Raw genomic sequence first — 16,495 nt, forward strand, 5'->3', positions numbered from 1 at the left:
AAAACAGATCGCATATTCGGCCAGAAGCCCGACGATGCCGTGGCGCAATCAGATCTGCATAAGGTCTGTTAATAAAAGGCCCTGCCGCTGCGTTTGCACCAGGGCAATTCGGCGAATGCCGGTAAATTTTTCCCGTTGCGCTAATAGCTTAGTGTTTATTTCATGCTGATGACGATAAATATATTACAGCCATAATTTATCAGAGCGTGATTTAACGTTCAGGACTTAAAGAATTTCCTGGTTAAATGATGGTGCGTTATCCAGGACTATTCTTGTTGAGTGTAAATCTTTGTCAGTGCTAATTTGCTGAAACCCATCTGCTCCTCTTTCCAGAGACCACTTATGCAACCACGTATCACGCATCTTGATGGCATGCGCGGATTAGCGATCCTGCTGGTGATTGCTTATCACGCCTATGCCCGCTGGCCCGAACTGTTGCCGTATGCCGCCACTACCCAGCATATTCCGCTGCTGGCATTTGGTTGGGTTGGCGTGCAGTTGTTTTTTATGATCTCCGGCTTTGTCATATTTATGACGCTGGATAAATCGTCCGGCTACCTCAGTTTTCTCAAAAAACGCTGGCTGCGCCTGTTTCCGGCAATGCTGATAGCCAGTCTGCTGCTGTACGTTGCCGGCGGCTTTTTTCCGGAGTGGTCGCTGATGACACCGGAAAGCCGCAACCTGCTGCCCGGTCTGATATTTATTAATCCTGAGACGCTGACGCAGCTCACCGGCATTGAATTCCGCTCCATGGCCGGATCGTTCTGGTCTCTCTATGTTGAAGCGCTGTTTTATCTGATTATTGGCGCGGTTTATTTTACCTTTGGACGTAAATATTGTCTGCCGGCGCTGATTGTGCCGATGTTATTACTTTCCGCCTCATCGGTATTGAAATCACTCGGCCATCCATTATTAATCGATGTAATTTCAAAATTCGGTTTTATTCACTATGCCTGGTTTATGGTCGGCTGTCTGGTTTATGAACGTCTGCATGGGCGCGATAAACGTTATCACTACGCGCTGACCGCGCTGGCCTTGCTGATTAATTTCAGCTACTACGTTAAAAACAGCGGCGTGGTCGCCGTGGTGCCGCTGTTACTGGTAATGCTGTTTTTTATCGCCAGCTTTTATTCCAGACAGATTGAGCGCTGGCTTTCCCTGCGCTTTTTCACCGCCATCGGATTTGTCAGTTACGCCCTGTATCTGATTCATGAAAATTTAATGATCGCGATATTGATAAAGCTTAATGGCTATATCAAAAATGAAGCGGTGATGACGATGCTGCCGGTGGTGGTGGCCAGCGTACTGTATTATGTTGCCTGGCTGATCAGTAAATATGCGGAACCGGCGCTGCGTAATGCGCTGAAGTGGAAGCGGCAGCCCGCGCCGCAGGCGGGCAGCGGGCTGTAATCGCGCGGGAGCCAGCGCTCCCGCGTACTCTGTCACACATCCAGCCGGTGAATGACGTTCACAAACTCGTGTACGCCACTGTTGATTTCCCGCAGGCTGCGCGACAGCACGCTGATCTTCTCCTGTTCAGTCACCACAAATTGCCTGACCTCATCCAGCTGCTGATACATCTGCTGGATCAGGTCGGCGTTTTGTTCCACGACCACGGATATCTGTTTGGTGGCACTGGCGGTCGAGGCCGCCAGGCGGCGCACTTCACCTGCCACCACGCTGAAGCCACGTCCGGCCTCGCCGGCGCGTGCGGATTCGATGGCGGCATTCAGTGCCAGAATGTTGGTCTGTGAGGCAATCAGGTTGATGGTTTCCACCACGTCGCTGATGCTCCTGGCCGAGGCGGTGAGTTGCGCGCCAATTTCGGCGGCGGCATTCACCTGCTGCGCCACCAGTCCGGAGTTACGCACCGTTTCATCCAGCACTTCATTAGCGTTATCGGTAATTTGTGAGGTCTGCTCAGAGGTGGTCAGTGCGATATCCGCCACGCGCTTCGCCGCCTCGACGCGCGCGGTGATATCCGAGGCGATCTTAATCACTTTGTAGACCTTACCATCGCCGTCAAACACCGGGTTGTAGCTCGCCTCCAGCCAGATGCGCTCGCCGCTGGCGGTCTTACGCTCAAAACGACCGACAAAATGCTGACCATTGCCAATTTTGCGCCAGAAGTCCGGGTTCTCGCGGTAAAAATTGTCGAAGCAGAACAGGCGATGATGCTGGCCGGCGATGGCTGGCAGGGTATAGCCCATGTGGGTTAGGAAGTTGGCGTTGGCGGTAATGATGTGACCGTCCGGCGTGAATTCAATCACCGCCATCGAACGGTCCAGCGCCGTTATCACCGCCTCTTTATGCTCCAGCTCCTGATGGCGCGCGGTGATGTCGCTCGCGACCTTGATCACTTTGTACACTTTGCCGCGCTCATCGCTCACCGGAAAATAGGTCGCGCTGAGCCAGAAGCGCTGATGCTGCTTGTTGAAACGCTCAAAAATGCCGTTCACCGATTCGCCGGCGGCCAGCGTTTGCCAGAAGGCGTAATAGTCGGATGACTGGCTGTAAGCAGGGCTGCAGAAAATCCGGTGATGCTGTCCCTGAATTTCATGCAGCTGATAGCCGGTGACCTGTAAAAATTGTGCATTGGCGCTGAGGATTTCACCGGCCGGTGAAAACTCAATCCACGCAACATGCTGCTTTATCGCTTCAATATCCTTAGCAATGTCGCCACTTTTGGCAAATGGCAGAGAAAGGCTCGATTTTTTCACCCCGAACATGAGAGACCTCAGGCGCTTGGTATGCTGTTGAACGAAATGCAGGCGCAGATGCGCGCGTGCTAACGCATTCGGCGCCTCCAGTGGAGGGCACCGCATGATTACCCCGGTTGTCCATTACAGCCGTGCCACAGGCACCGGCTGCTGTCTCGCTACGCACCGATGTGCGCAGGTGGGGTGTGTAATAGTGTTACCTGCCTGATGTTGTTACAGCGCAAGCTGAAAGCTGTTTTTGCTATGCAACTTTGATTATCGACCGTGGCGTTAAAAATGTGAGAAAAAAGTGATCAACGCCGCGCGTGCGGGTAAGAAAAGTGTCCAGCGGACTTGTTAAAAGATGCATGTTAAATGTATGTTAATGCCCGAGACGTGACGCAATCAACGCCCGATGACGGGTTGGAGAAAAACCACCATGACGACCGCGCTGTGCCAGCTGTTAAAACTGCAGTATCCGCTGATTCAGGCACCGATGGCCGGTGTCGCCACGCCGCAGCTGGCCGCAGCGGTATCCAATGCCGGGGCGCTGGGATCGATTAGCGTCGGCGCGGTGACGCCGCAGCAGGCGGCAGACATGATTGCCCACACCCAGGCACTGACGAGCGAGCCGATCAACGTCAACGTATTTTGTCACGCGCCGGCAAGGCGGGATGCCGCGCGCGAGGCGGCGTGGATCAGCCGATTCAGCTCGCAGTTTGCGCAGTACCAGACGGCGCTGCCGCCAGCGCTAACGGAGATCTATCAGAGCTTTTTGCACAATGAGGCGATGCTGGCGGTACTGGAGCAGGCGCGGCCGGCGGCGGTCAGTTTTCATTTCGGCCTTCCCGATGCCACGGCCATCGCCCGGCTAAAGCAACGTGACATTGTCACGCTAGCGACCGCCACCAGTCCGCAGGAAGCGCGGGCAATTGCACGCAGCGGTATCGATATCATTGTGGCGCAGGGTTATGAAGCCGGTGGCCATCGCGGCCATTTTGATCCGGGCGCGCCAGACCAGCAGCTTTCGACCGTTGCGCTGGTGCAGGCGATTCGGCAGCACACCACGCTGCCGGTGGTGGCAGCGGGCGGCGTGATGGACGGTGCCGGCATCGCGACGATGATGAAACTGGGTGCCAGCGGTGTACAGCTCGGTACGGCGTTTGTGCTGTGTCCCGAATCGGCAGCCAGTGCGGCCTATCGTCGCGCGCTGCTGGCAGCTGGCGAGCGTGGCACGGTAATGACGGCGGCGATCTCCGGGCGTCAGGCACGCTGCGTGCGCAACGCATTTTGTGAATTGTGCCATGACGTAACGCCGGAGGAGATTCCCGACTATCCGCTGGCCTATGCGCTGGGTAAAGCCCTGGCGGCAGCGGCGGCTGCGCACGGCGAGGACGGCTTCGGTGCGCAGTGGGCCGGTCAGGGCGTGGCGCGGGTGCGCGCGCTGCCAGCGGCACAGCTGGTGGAGACGCTGGTTGCAGAGTGGCAGCGGGCGTAAAAGCAGGCTGCTGCCACATACTTTGTAACGTTACAGACCGAGCGCGCGCGTTACCGCTTCCGGCATTGACGGGCGCCCATTGGCGAGGCAGGTGGCGACAAACGTGGCCTCGGCATACACCACGCCGTCGACCTTGATTTGCTGCACGAAGTTCACGCGGTTGCGCTTCTCATTCTGCTCCAGCGCGCAGGTGACTTCCACCTTATCGCCTTTCACCAGGCTCTTGCGGAAGCGCAGCGTGTACTCCAGCACCATGTAAATCTTGCCCTGACTGAACTCTTCTTCAATGTCGATACCCAGCGCCTCGCGCATGTAAGCGTGGCGCGTCCACTCCATGTAAAACGGGTAGTACAGCCCGTCGACCACGCCCTGAAAATCGATATGGCTTTCATCTACGTCATAGTGCTTTACGAACATTTTTGCATCCTGATAAGCGCGTTATGCGGTGAGGCAATGGGTATACCGCAGAATGACGCCGCGGGAAAACGGCAAGATGTTGCAAAGTAATTCCACTGTCGCCTGACGGAATGAATGCTGGTATTTTCCCGTGCTGCAGCAGAAACTGACAGCTGCATCACATATCCATAATCAACTGGCTACCTTTTTGTGACAAATCACGCAGCCCGGACACATTTTTCTGCGCAGGGTCGCGCGGCCAAACATAATGGTTTTACTATGTACACACATGTTGTACAGAGTAAAACAACAACTCTGGCCGATTTGCGTTAAGCCATGACTCTGTGAGGAACTCTATGTCTGACAAGATAACCCGCGCGGCCGCTGTGCCCGATATTGAGCAGCAGACCGTAAAACGCGTCATCTGGCGCATTCTGCCGTTTCTGATCGTCTGCTATCTGATCGCCATTATCGATCGCGGCAACATCGGCATGGCGTCCCTGCAAATGAATGAAGATCTCGGGCTGAGCAAAGCGGTGTTTGGCCTGGCAAGCAGCCTGTTTTTTGTTGGCTATTTTCTGTTTGAGGTGCCAAGCAACCTCGCGATGCAGAAGATTGGCGCCAAAATCTGGATTTCGCGCATCATGGTGACCTGGGGCATTGTCTCGGTGTGCACCGCGTTCGTCAGCAGTGCGGAAATGCTGTACGTGCTGCGCTTTCTGCTGGGCGCCGCCGAAGCCGGCTTCTTTCCCGGCGTGATCCTTTATCTGACTTACTGGATTCCGGCGAAATACCGCGCGCGCGTGATTGCGACTTTCATGGTGGCGATCCCGGCAGCCAACTTTATTGGCTCGCCGATCTCGGGCGCAATCCTGACGATGGACGGCTGGTTCGGCCTGCGCGGCTGGCACTGGCTGTTTATCATCGAAGGATTCCCGGCGATTGTGCTGGGCGTGCTGGCTTTCTTCCTGCTCAGTAACCGTCCGGAAAATGCCCACTGGCTGACCAGCGAACAGCGCAACTGGCTGAGCGGCAAACTGGCTGAAGAGAATGCCCAGCGCAAAGCGATTGGTCATATCACCCTGTGGCAGCTACTGCGCCACAAGCATATCTGGGTGATGGCGCTGATTTACGCCGGCGCGTCGGCAGCGGGTTCGACGCTGAGCGTCTGGTCACCGCAGCTGCTGAAATCATTTGGCCTGGATAACTTCACCACCGGTTTGATGAATGCGATCCCGTACGGTCTGGCATCGATTCTGATGATTGTCTGGGGCCGCAGCTCTGACCGCAGCGGTGAGCGTCGCTGGCACACCGCGCTGACGCTGTTCCTGATTGCCGGTGGACTGCTGGCGGCGTTCCTGACCGATACGCTGGCGGGCAGCGTGGTGATTCTGTCACTGGTGCTGATTGGTGCTTACTCGATGAAAGGGCCGTTCTGGGCACTGGCCTCGGGCTGGATGTCCTCTACCACCGCAGCGGCCGGTCTGGCTGCTATCGGCGCGATGGCCAACCTGATTGGTGGCGGGCTGATGGTGAACGTTTACGGCATCATCAATGAGAAAACCGGCAGCCATGCGATGGCGATGATTCCTCTGGCACTGCTGTGCGCGGCGGGCGGCATTGCGGTATTGCTGATGGGACGCAGCAAAAAGCTGCACGTTGAAGCGGAACAGCCGGTGGCCAGCACCGGGAAATAATCTCATGAGCCTGTGCCAGGGAGGGCACGCATCTGGCTCATCACGTCTGACGTTATCCTGCTTTCATCCTCTAAAACATCCGTTTCCCGATGCGCCACAGGCACACCGGGAAACGCGGCGTTATTATCTCTGCTCAGCGCTGCGCTGGCGCCACGGATCTTTCACCATGGCGACCGCCAGTGCGCCAATCATCAGGACTGCCGCCACCGCCAGCAGCGCCCACATAAAGCCGCCGGTAGACTGACGCACATAGCCGATCAGCGACGGGCCGAAGAAGCCGCCGAGATTACCAATCGAGACAATCATAGCTAAGCCGCCTGCCGCGGCATTGCCGGTCAAAAAGCCGGAAGGCAGCGCCCAGAACGAGGCCTGAAACGCCAGAATACCGCTGACGGTGCAGCACAGTGCCAGCATTTTGATCACCGGCGCATCGCTCAGCGCGCTGCACATCAGGGCTAAGGCGGCGATCACCAGCGCGCCGCTGATCCAGCGAATACGGTGCGCTGATGCATTAGCGCGGCGCGCCCACAACAGCATGCTCACGGCACCGCAGACATAGGGCAGCGCGGCAAGAAAGCCGGTTGCCGTATGGCTCACGCCGAGCTGTTTGATGATCTGCGGCATCCACAGTCCCACGCCGATCGAACCCACAATGCCGCAAAAGTTAATAAACGCCAGCAGATACAGCAGCGGATTGCGCAGCGCGTCGCGCATCTGGGAACCGTGCGTTGCCGCGATTTGCTGCTGCTCATCAGCCAGCCGCCGGCTCAGCAACTGCTGTTCACGCGGCGCCAGCCAGCGCGCTTTCTCCGGCCGGTCGCTCAGCACAAACAGGCACATGACGCCGAGGATCACCGCCGGTAAGCCTTCAATCAACAGCAGCCACTGCCAGTTACGGATATGCTCATGGCCGGTGATCTGCATCAGCGCGCCGGAAATCGGTGAGCCGATGATATTGGCCACCGGAATGCCGACCAGGAACGCGGCGGTGATTTTGGCGCGCCAGCTGCCGGGGAACCAGTAGGTAAAGAACAGATAGATGCCGGGGGTAAAGCCGGCCTCTGCTACGCCGAGACAGAAGCGCGCAACGGCAAAGCTGACGGGGCCACTGATGAACGCGGTCGCCATCGAAATCAATCCCCACGAAATCATGATGCGCGCGATCCAGATGCGCGCGCCCACTTTTTGCATGATCAGGTTGCTGGGAATTTCAAACAGGAAATAGCCGATAAAAAACATGCCTGCGCCGAAGCCAAACTGTTCGGCGGTGATGCCGAGATCGGCGTTCATGCCCAGCGCAGCAAAGCTGACGTTGGTGCGGTCAAGGTAGCTGACCACATAGCAGATAAAGATAAACGGCAGAATGCGACGAAAGGCTTTGGCGGCCGCCTGCTCACTGTCCTGGAAATCCTGTTCACTGAGCGTTTCATGGCGGGGTGGCACCGCAGCCGGCTGAGCCGGCGCAGGGCTGGATGTTGAGTGCAGGGTCATAGTAATCTCCGGTGCGTTCGGATGACGCAGAGTTGTAGTCAGAGAAACGAGGTATCGATGGCCGGCAACGCGCGGCCTGGCGTGTTCTGGGTACAGGTCAGGATGCTGCCGCTGACCGATTCGGTGATAAACAGCTGGTTAAGGTCGGCCCCGCCGAAGCACAGGTTGGTGGTGGAGCGACCCAGCGGACTAAGCAGAATCTCTTCCGGTTCAGCCAGTTCGTTAAGACGCCAGACGCGCCCCAGGCCGGGATTGGCGATCAGCAGTTCGCCGCGCTGATTGATGGTCAGCCCGTCCGGCCCGCTGGGTCCGTGCGAGGTAAAGAACAGTCCAACTTTGCTCACCGAACCATCCGCCAGCAGCGGCACGCGCCACACGCAGTTGCCGCGCGTCATCGCCACGTAGAGGATTTTCTCATCCGGCGACAGAACCAGGCCGTTCGGGCTCGGGCAGTTATCCAGCAGCAGATCCAGCCGGCCATCCGGGCTGAGCCGATAGACGCGTCCGCTGGCATCGTGCAGCCCGGTCTGGCCCTGATCGGTGAAATAGAGATTGCCGCGGCTGTCGGGGGTTAAATCGTTGACGCCGCGAAAGCTTTCGCTGTTACGCCGCGTCAGCCACGGCGTGATAGTGGCGCTGCTGATTGACAGCTTCATCAGGCCGTTACGGTAATCGGTGATGATCAGCGTGTCCGGATCGGTCAGCTTCATGCCGTTGGGCTCACCGTCATACTGCACCACCAGCTCCCAGTTGCCGCTCATATCAACGCGAAAGATGCGGCCATAGGGAATATCGGTGACATACAGACAGCCGGAGGGATGCCACACCGGGCCTTCGAGAAAGGAGTCGGTAAGCTGGCCGCCGCGATTGGCGGCAGCCCAGACATTGCCGGCGTCCGGCCGGCGAAACGCTTCCGGCAGGCGCGAAAACAGCGTTAACTCGCGCACCTCCGGTACGGTGAGCATGGTCATGATACCGCCTCCTGCTCCTGCAGAACCTGCAACGCGTTGCGCGCGGCACCGGTGCCCATGCGCACGTAAGCATTGTCGCTCACACCGCCAATGTGCGGCGTAATAATCACGTTGTTGAGCGACTGCCACAGATGCGGTGCAGTCAGCGGCTCGCTGGTGAAGCTGTCCAGTCCGGCGGCACGCAGCGTGCCGTTTTGCAGCGCGGTCGCCACGGCCTGATCGTCAATCAGTCCGCCGCGCGCGGTGTTGACCAGAATCGCGCCAGGCTTAAAACGGGCGAGGGCGGCCGCGTTGATCATCTGGTGATTGCTGTCCGTCAGCGGACAGTGCAGCGACACCACATCGGCACGGCTGTACAGTTCATCCAGTGATTCAACCGCTTCACAGCCAGCCGGCAAGGTTTGCGCATAAGGATCGTAGGCCAGCACCTGCATACCGAAGGCCTGGCCGATGCGCGCTACGCGGCTGCCGATGGCACCCAGACCGACCAGGCCGAGCGTGCGTCCTTCCAGCTCCAGCGATTTATGCTGCGCTTTATCCCAGTGCCCGTCGCGCATCCGGCGGTCCAGCTGCGGCACCGATTTAGCACAGGCGAGGATCAGCGCCCACGCATGCTCCGACACGGCGGCGGCATTGGCGCCCACTGCCGCGCGGACCGCAATCTGGCGTTCCGCCGCTGCCTGCTGATCGATAACGTCAATACCGCTGCCGTGCTTGGAGATCACGCGCAACGCCGGCGCGGCGTCCATGATGCGCCCGTTGATTTTGCCGTAGCGCACAATGATCGCCTGAGGGTTATGGCGCTCACACAGCGCGATCAAATCGGCTTCCTGCGGCTGGCGTCCGGCATAAATCAGCTGATAGTCCTGCAGCAGCTCGACGGCTTCAGCAGCCAGGTCGCTGCCGGTGATGAGGATAGTTTTTACGTTGCTCATTACAGCGATTCTCCTTCTGCTAACATACCTGCCGCGCGCAGGGCATCTTCCAGCCAGCCCGGACGCAAATCGCCCTGCTTAATACCCGCGATGCGGCGCGTTTCGGCGTCCAGCTTCTTCGCCGCCAGGGCAATGATGCGTTCCACATCCTGTTTAGCGATCACCACCACGCCATCGGCATCGCCGACCACCAGGTCGCCCGGCTCAATCGACGCACCGGCCACCGACACCGGATGGTTCACGCGTCCGGGAATACTTTTGGTGGGGCCGCTTGGGTTGAGGCCGGCAGCAAACACCGGATAGCTGCCCTGCGCGAGGGCGTCAGCATCACGCACCGCGCCATCAATGATGATGCCGGCGATGCCGGACGCTTCGGCCTGGGTTGCCATGATTTCACCCAGCAGCGCGCAACTGATGTCGCCTTTGCCGTCTACCACCAGCACATCACCCGGCTGGGCGATAGCCAGCGCCGCGTGAATCGCCAGGTTATCGCCCGGACGGACTTCCACCGTGATGGCCGGCCCGGCGACTTTCATCTGCGGCGACAGCGGCTTAACGCGGCCATGCAGAGTGCCGCGACGACCGGCGACATCGGCCAGAATCGCCGCCTGGAATGCGGCGGCCTGGCTGACGGACAGGGCGCTGACGCGCTCGATGTTGCGGTTGATCAGGTTATTTGCAGACACAGACATAATTCACCTCGTGGTTTGTTTTACCTGGTACAACAATGTTGTACAATATAAAACAACTATATCGACGATCTGACGCCGCATGCCAGTGTTACGAAGGTGTTTGTGATGTAAACACGATGTGACTCACAGTTTTCAGGTACACTCAGGACGGCACAAATCAGGAGGAAAAAATGGGAAATGAAGGCGTTAATGCGGTGGAGAAGGCGTTGTCCCTGCTGGATTGTTTTAAGCCGGGCGAAGAGAGCCTGTCGCTGACTGCGCTGTCGCAGCTTTCCGGCTATCACAAAACCACTGTCTATCGTCTGATGAACTCGCTGGAAAGGATGGGCTATGTGGTGCGCAGTGACAGCGGGGTCTACACGCTCGGCCCGCGTCTGTTATACCTCGGCAAGCTTTATGAGCAATCATTCCATCTGGCCAGCGTGGTGCAGCCGGAATTGCAGGCGCTGGCAACGGCGACCAACGAGAGCGCCAGCTGGTACGTACTGGATAACGGCCAGCGTCTGTGCCTGTTTCGTGCTGAATCGTCTGATGGCCTGCGTCATACGCGCCTGCCGGGGACAATTTTTCCGCTCGATAACTCAGCCATCAGTAAGGTGCTGCGTTTCTGGGGCATGAATGAAAATCTCTTCGATGCGCTGCCGTCGCTGCCAATATTCAGCTCAGGCGCGCGCGATCCGCACATCGCGGCCTTTGCCGTACCGGTATTCGCCGAAAATGACCGGCTGACCGCTGCGCTGGCGCTGACCGGCCCGGTTTCGCGTCTGACGCTGAATCGCAAAGATGAAGAGTTAGGCGTGTTGATGCGCGAAGCGGCTGCACGCCTGTCAGCCAAACTGGGCGCGCGCAAAGCATTTTGTGATGCGGTTTATGCGGCCAAATAAGGCTGCGCATTAATCACTCACCGGCGGGCCAGCAGGCCTGCCGCACTCCTTCGGATTTTTCAAAGCAACACCTCAGTTAATGCTGTTTTCCCTGCTGCGCTAAGCCCGGTATACCTTGCGGAAACCAATTAAACGCTGGCAGGCATCATGAGCACCCATACCCGCATCCGCAAATTCAACACCAAAGATACCTATCCTAATCAGTCGCTGGACAACGACCTGTGTCAGGCCGTGCGCGCCGGCAACACCGTTTACGTGCGTGGACAGATTGGCACCGACTTCGAAGGCAACCTGGTGGGGCTGGGCGATCCGGCAGCGCAGGCCGAGCAGGCGATGAAAAACGTGAAGCAACTGCTCGAAGAAGCGGGCAGCGACCTGTCGCACATCGTGAAAACCACCACCTACATCATCGACCCGCGCTATCGCGAGCCGGTGTATCAGGTGGTGGGCAAGTGGCTGAAAGGCGTGTTTCCCATCTCCACCGGTCTGGTGATCTCGGGACTGGGCCAGCCGCAGTGGCTGATGGAGATCGACGTGATTGCGGTGATCCCCGACGACTGGCAGCCGCAATAAGGAGCGCCGCATCATGACGTTATCGATTGTTGGACGCTGTGCGAAAACCGGCCAGCTGGGCATTGCGGTCAGCTCGTCGAGTATTGCGGTCGGCGCACGCTGTCCGTGGCTGCGCGCCGGCGTCGGCGCGGTCTCCACACAGAACATCACGCTGCCGGCGCTGGGCCCGCGCATCCTTGATCGGCTGAGTCAGGGCGAGACGGCGCAGCAGGCGCTGCAGAGCGGTCTTGCCAGCGATGACTTTTTTGATTATCGCCAGCTTACGGTGCTGGCGGCCGACGGCAGCAGTGCCTGCTTTAGCGGAACGCACACGCTGGGGGTGAATCACGCGCTGTGCGGCAGCGACTGCGTAGCGGCCGGTAATTTGCTGGCGAATCCCGAGGTGATTGCGGCGATGGTCAGCGCGTTTACGCAGCAGCCGGGCGAACTGGCCGCACGGTTAATCGCGGCCATGCAGGTCGGGATGGCCGCCGGAGGCGAAGCCGGGCCGGTTCATTCGGCGGCGCTGGCAGTGGTGGGCGAACCGTCGTGGCCGCTGGTTGATCTGCGCGTTGACTGGACGGAGGGCGATCCCATCGCGGAACTTCATCAGCTGTGGCTGGCCTATCAGCCGCAGATGCAGGATTACCTGACGCGCGCGCTCAATCCCACGCTGGCACCCCGTTACGGCGTGCCGGGTGATGAATAAGCGTGAGGAGACGCGATGTTGACCAGCCGTAACCTGCTCGAACATCTGGTGGCTTTCGACACCACCAGCCGCGAATCCAACCTGGCGCTGATCGATTTCTGCTGGCGCTACCTCAGCGGGCTGGGCGTGACCTGTGAACTGATGCACAACGCAGAACGCAGCAAGGCCAATCTCTATGCGCGGCTCGGGCCAGCCGGCAGCGGCGGGGTGATGCTATCGGGTCACAGCGATGTGGTGCCGGTTGATGGCCAGACGTGGACGGTGCCGCCGTTTGCGCTCACCGAACGTGACGGCAAGCTGTACGGACGCGGCACGGCAGACATGAAAGGCTTTCTCGCCTGCATGCTGGCTGCGGTGCCGCATTTTCTCGCCCAGCCGCTGCGTCAGCCGCTGCATCTGGCTATCTCCTATGACGAAGAGGTGGGTTGCCTCGGCGTGCGCTCGCTGGTGGAGGCGCTGGCGCAGCGCAGCGATCGACCGGCGATCTGCCTGATTGGCGAGCCGACAGAGCTGCGTCCGGTGCTGGGCCACAAAGGCAAGCTGGCGATGCGCTGCGAAGTGCATGGCGCGGCCTGCCACTCGGCGTACGCGCCGCAGGGCGTCAATGCGATTGAATACGCCGCGAAGCTGATCCAGCGCTTGACCGTCATCGGTGAACGTCTGGCGACGCCGGAACGACAGGATGCGCGCTTCGATCCGCCGTTTACCACCGTGCAAACCGGGGTGATCCACGGCGGACGCGCGCTGAATATCGTGCCCGACGCCTGCAGTTTTGATTTCGAAGTGCGCACGCTGCCGCAGGAGGATGCGCAGCAGGTGGCAGAGGAGCTGGTGGCGTATGCGCAGCAGACGCTGGAGCCGCAGATGCGCGCGGTGCAGCCCGCCAGCGCCATCCGCTTCTCGCCGCTCAGCGCCTATCCAGGACTGGATACCGCCGCGCACAGTGCCGCGGCACAGCTGATTGCCCGGCTGAGCGGCAGCGACAGCTTCGGCACCGTGGCGTTTGGCACTGAAGGCGGACTGTTTGCCGCCGCCGGCATCCCCTGTGTGGTGTGCGGTCCCGGCAGTATGGAGCAGGGCCATAAGCCCGACGAATTTATCACCCTCGCACAGCTGGACGCCTGTGACAGCCTGTTACGCCGGCTGGCGACCTGGATGTGCGAATGAACCCGCGACGAGCCACCCCGTCCGAATCCGGAGATTGTATGGTCAGTGCAGAAGTAACCCCGTTTCCGCAGCCGCTGTCATCGGCGCCGCATAAGGCCAACGTGGCGGTGCAGCTGGATGGCGTCCTGAAGCGCTTTGGTGATGCCATCGCGCTGCATAAAATTTCTCTCACCATCCACGAAGGTGAGTTCATTACGCTGCTCGGCCCGTCCGGCTGCGGTAAAACCACGCTGCTGAACCTGATGGCCGGCTTTGCCGAAGCCGACGGCGGTGAGATTTTTATCGATGGCGACCTGGTAACGGAAATCCCGCCCTATCAGCGCGAGATCGGCATCGTGTTTCAGAACTACGCGCTGTTTCCGCACATGACGGTGGAGAAAAACGTCGGCTACGGCTTGCGTATGCGCGGCGTGCCGAAAGCGGAAATCGCCGAGCGGGTCGGGCAGGCGCTGGCGCTGGTGAAGCTGGCGGGTTACGGCCAGCGCAAGCCGCGTGAACTGTCCGGCGGGCAGCAGCAGCGCGTGGCGCTGGCGCGTGCGCTGGTGATTCGTCCCAAAGTGTTGCTGCTGGATGAGCCGTTCTCCGCACTGGACAAAAATTTGCGGTTATCCATGCAGGTCGAGCTGAAAGCGATTCAGCGCAAACTCGGCGTGACCACGGTCTTTGTTACCCACGATCAGGGCGAAGCGCTGAGCATGAGCGACCGCGTGGTAGTGATGTCGGCCGGTCACGTGCGCCAGATTGGGCCGCCGGATGAGATCTATCGCCGCCCGCAGGATCCGTTTGTCGCCAGCTTCGTTGGTGACGTGAATATTCTGCCGGGCCGCTACGCCGGCCGCGACACCAGCGCGCTGCTGGAGCTGGGCGGCAACACGCTGCGCCTGCCGGCCAAACGGGTGCAGGCCAGTGTCGGCGACCGGCTCGATGTGTATGTGCGTCCGGAAAATGTGCAGCTGGCGCCGCTCGGTCCGCAGGCGCTGCTCAGCGCCACGGTGCTGACGCACGTGTTTCAGGGCGATCACGTTGACGTGCACCTCGATATCCCGGCGCTTGGCAGTGCCTCACTGTTTGCCCGTCAGTCCGGACTGGACGCGCTGACGCGCTGGCCGGTCGGCAGCGTGGTGGGGCTGACTTTTGATGACGAGGGCGTTTGCGCCTTCGCCAGCGACGCACAGGGTTAACGCATGGCAACGGAAACCATGACGGCGATCATCGCCGCGCAGCCGGGGGGTGCAGAAGTGCTGACTGCGGTGCAGCGCCCGGTGCCGCAGCCGGGACCGGGCGAAGTGCTGCTGCGCGTGGTCAGCGCAGGGGTTAACCGGCCCGATATTCTGCAGCGCAACGGCATGCCACCGCCGCCAGGCTGCAGCGATATTCTCGGACTGGAAGCGGCGGGCGTCATCGTTGCGCCCGGCGCAGGCGTCAGTGAACTGCAGCCGGGCATGGCGGTGATGGCGCTGCTGAGCGGCGGCGGTTATGCACAATACTGCGTGGCGCGCGCCGACCTGTGCCTGGCGGTGCCGGACACGCTGCCGCTCAGCCACGCGGCGGGTTTTCCCGAAGCCGCGTTTACCGTCTGGCACAACCTGTTTGAGCTGGGGCGTCTGATGCCGGGCGACAGCGTGCTGATTCACGGCGCGGCCAGCGGCGTGGGCACGCTGGCGATCCAGTGCGCCCAGGCTTGTGGCGCGCGGGTGATTGCCACCGCCGGCGGTGCGGAAAAAATTGCCGCGCTGCAGCAGCTGGGCGTGTGGCGCGCCATCGATCGCCATAGCGAAGATTTTGTGGAGGTGATTCGAACGCTGACCCGGGAACGCGGCGTGGATGTGGTGCTGGATAACGTCGGCGGCGACTACATTGTGCGCAACCTCAGCGTGCTGGCAGCGGGCGGGCGGCACGTCAGCCTCGCCTTTATGCAGCGGGCCACGGTAGAGATCGATTTACAGCTGATCATGCGCAAAGGCTTAAGCCTGACCTCTTCCACGCTGCGACCGAAAAGCGCGGCGGAAAAAGCGCGTCTGGCGCAGTGCGTGCGCGCCCATCTGCTGCCTTTACTGGCCGCCGGGCGCATCACGCCGCAGGTGCACCAGCGATTGCCGCTGACGGCCGCCGCGCAGGCGCACCGCATCCTCGAAGCCAATGCCAATATCGGCAAAGTGCTGCTGCTGCCAGATGCGGAGGCTATGCCATGATGGAACTCTATTACGCCTCTACCTCGGCTTACGTGCGAAAAGTGATGGTGTGCGCCCGGCTGCTGGGTCTGGCGCCGGAGATCACCCTGCTGGCGTCGGCGGCGCACCCCATCGAGCGCGATGCGCGCATTGCCGCGTTTAATCCGCTGGCTAAAGTGCCGGCGCTGCGCACCGAACAGGGACTATGTTTATACGACAGCCGGGTGATCTGCGAATACCTTAACCAGCGCGCCGCGGGCCAGTTGCTGCCGGTAGACGGCGAGGCACGCTGGCTGTGCCTTACGCGCCAGGCGCTGGGTGATGGGCTGCTGGACGCCGCGCTGCTGGCGCGCTACGAAACCAGCGCCCGCCCGCTGGAAAAGCAGTGGTCAGCGTGGCGCGATGCGCAGCTGACCAAAGTGGCGGCTGCGCTGGCGGCCATTGAGCAGCAGGCGGAGGCGTTCAGCCGCACGCCTAACGATCTCGGGCTGATCGCCATCGGCTGCGGATTGGGCTACCTCGACTTCCGTTTTGCTGAACTCAACTGGCGCGCCACGCATCCGCAGAGCGCCGCCTGGTTTGCCCTCTTTGATGCGCATCCGGCGATGGCCGCGACGCGCCCGCACCTGTAAC

Annotated in this window: 16 protein-coding genes; 10 read left to right on the forward strand and 6 right to left on the reverse strand. The window is 60.1% G+C overall.

The window, feature by feature from the left end; genetic code table 11:
- The first annotated feature begins 342 nt into the window (after positions 1–342).
- Positions 343–1,410 carry an acyltransferase family protein gene (locus AC6I8F_RS20350; RefSeq protein ID WP_104093578.1) on the forward strand — a complete coding sequence of 356 codons (1,068 nt, stop codon included), beginning with the start codon at positions 343–345 and terminating at the stop codon, positions 1,408–1,410.
- 32 nt (positions 1,411–1,442) lie between these two features.
- On the opposite strand, the gene AC6I8F_RS20355 is transcribed toward AC6I8F_RS20350, so the two are convergent.
- A complete protein-coding gene (locus AC6I8F_RS20355; RefSeq protein ID WP_021509510.1) occupies positions 1,443–2,729 on the reverse strand; it encodes a methyl-accepting chemotaxis protein in 1,287 nt (428 codons plus the stop codon).
- Positions 2,730–3,138: 409 nt separating this feature from the next.
- On the opposite strand from AC6I8F_RS20355, the gene AC6I8F_RS20360 reads away from it, so the two are divergent.
- Complete coding sequence (locus tag AC6I8F_RS20360; RefSeq protein ID WP_498029016.1) at positions 3,139–4,197, forward strand: NAD(P)H-dependent flavin oxidoreductase; 1,059 nt, start codon at positions 3,139–3,141, stop codon at positions 4,195–4,197.
- A gap of 30 nt (positions 4,198–4,227) precedes the next feature.
- Here the strand turns inward: AC6I8F_RS20360 and AC6I8F_RS20365 are convergent, their stop codons facing one another.
- Positions 4,228–4,614 carry an acyl-CoA thioesterase gene (locus AC6I8F_RS20365; protein ID WP_021509508.1) on the reverse strand — a complete coding sequence of 129 codons (387 nt, stop codon included), beginning with the start codon at positions 4,612–4,614 and terminating at the stop codon, positions 4,228–4,230.
- Positions 4,615–4,949: 335 nt separating this feature from the next.
- Here AC6I8F_RS20365 and AC6I8F_RS20370 point away from each other — a divergent pair, with 335 nt between their 5' ends.
- Complete coding sequence (locus AC6I8F_RS20370; protein WP_021509507.1) at positions 4,950–6,290, forward strand: MFS transporter; 1,341 nt, start codon at positions 4,950–4,952, stop codon at positions 6,288–6,290.
- Positions 6,291–6,413: 123 nt separating this feature from the next.
- Here AC6I8F_RS20370 and AC6I8F_RS20375 read toward each other — a convergent pair whose 3' ends face one another.
- The 4 genes from AC6I8F_RS20375 to AC6I8F_RS20390 are packed head-to-tail and all read right to left on the reverse strand — an operon-like array spanning position 6,414 to position 10,379.
- Positions 6,414–7,781, reverse strand: a complete 1,368-nt coding sequence (locus AC6I8F_RS20375) for an MFS transporter (RefSeq protein ID WP_058775064.1) — start codon at positions 7,779–7,781, stop codon at positions 6,414–6,416.
- 38 nt (positions 7,782–7,819) lie between these two features.
- Positions 7,820–8,752, reverse strand: coding sequence for an SMP-30/gluconolactonase/LRE family protein (locus tag AC6I8F_RS20380; RefSeq protein WP_238562288.1), 933 nt, complete (start codon positions 8,750–8,752; stop codon positions 7,820–7,822).
- A complete protein-coding gene (locus tag AC6I8F_RS20385; protein WP_104187238.1) occupies positions 8,749–9,687 on the reverse strand; it encodes a hydroxyacid dehydrogenase in 939 nt (312 codons plus the stop codon). Before AC6I8F_RS20385 ends, AC6I8F_RS20380 begins: the two co-directional genes overlap by 4 nt.
- Positions 9,687–10,379 (reverse strand): RraA family protein, encoded by a 693-nt coding sequence (locus tag AC6I8F_RS20390; RefSeq protein WP_058781426.1) that lies wholly within the window; start codon positions 10,377–10,379, stop codon positions 9,687–9,689. The genes AC6I8F_RS20385 and AC6I8F_RS20390 overlap by 1 nt, the downstream gene beginning before the upstream one ends.
- Before the next feature lie 170 nt (positions 10,380–10,549).
- Between AC6I8F_RS20390 and AC6I8F_RS20395 the strand changes: the two genes are divergently transcribed.
- The 7 genes from AC6I8F_RS20395 (at position 10,550) to AC6I8F_RS20425 (ending at position 16,494) form a co-directional block, all read left to right on the forward strand.
- Entirely contained in the window at positions 10,550–11,263 is a 714-nt protein-coding gene (locus AC6I8F_RS20395) for an IclR family transcriptional regulator (RefSeq protein WP_021509502.1), read from the forward strand.
- 147 nt (positions 11,264–11,410) lie between these two features.
- Positions 11,411–11,836 carry a RidA family protein gene (locus AC6I8F_RS20400; protein ID WP_021509501.1) on the forward strand — a complete coding sequence of 142 codons (426 nt, stop codon included), beginning with the start codon at positions 11,411–11,413 and terminating at the stop codon, positions 11,834–11,836.
- A gap of 13 nt (positions 11,837–11,849) precedes the next feature.
- The gene (locus tag AC6I8F_RS20405) at positions 11,850–12,524 is read left to right on the forward strand and encodes a DUF1028 domain-containing protein (protein ID WP_498028986.1); all 675 of its coding nucleotides are present in this window, start codon (positions 11,850–11,852) and stop codon (positions 12,522–12,524) included.
- 15 nt (positions 12,525–12,539) lie between these two features.
- On the forward strand, positions 12,540–13,691 hold the full coding sequence (argE, locus tag AC6I8F_RS20410; RefSeq protein WP_132463735.1) for an acetylornithine deacetylase: 1,152 nt from the start codon (positions 12,540–12,542) through the stop codon (positions 13,689–13,691).
- Positions 13,692–13,729: 38 nt separating this feature from the next.
- Positions 13,730–14,872, forward strand: a complete 1,143-nt coding sequence (locus tag AC6I8F_RS20415) for an ABC transporter ATP-binding protein (RefSeq protein ID WP_325924253.1) — start codon at positions 13,730–13,732, stop codon at positions 14,870–14,872.
- Positions 14,873–14,875: 3 nt separating this feature from the next.
- Positions 14,876–15,883, forward strand: a complete 1,008-nt coding sequence (locus AC6I8F_RS20420; RefSeq protein WP_498028987.1) for an NAD(P)H-quinone oxidoreductase — start codon at positions 14,876–14,878, stop codon at positions 15,881–15,883.
- Entirely contained in the window at positions 15,880–16,494 is a 615-nt protein-coding gene (locus tag AC6I8F_RS20425; protein WP_498028988.1) for a glutathione S-transferase, read from the forward strand. Before AC6I8F_RS20420 ends, AC6I8F_RS20425 begins: the two co-directional genes overlap by 4 nt.
- Position 16,495 lies beyond the last annotated feature (1 nt).

This window comes from gamma proteobacterium symbiont of Axiagastus rosmarus (genome assembly GCF_059730925.1).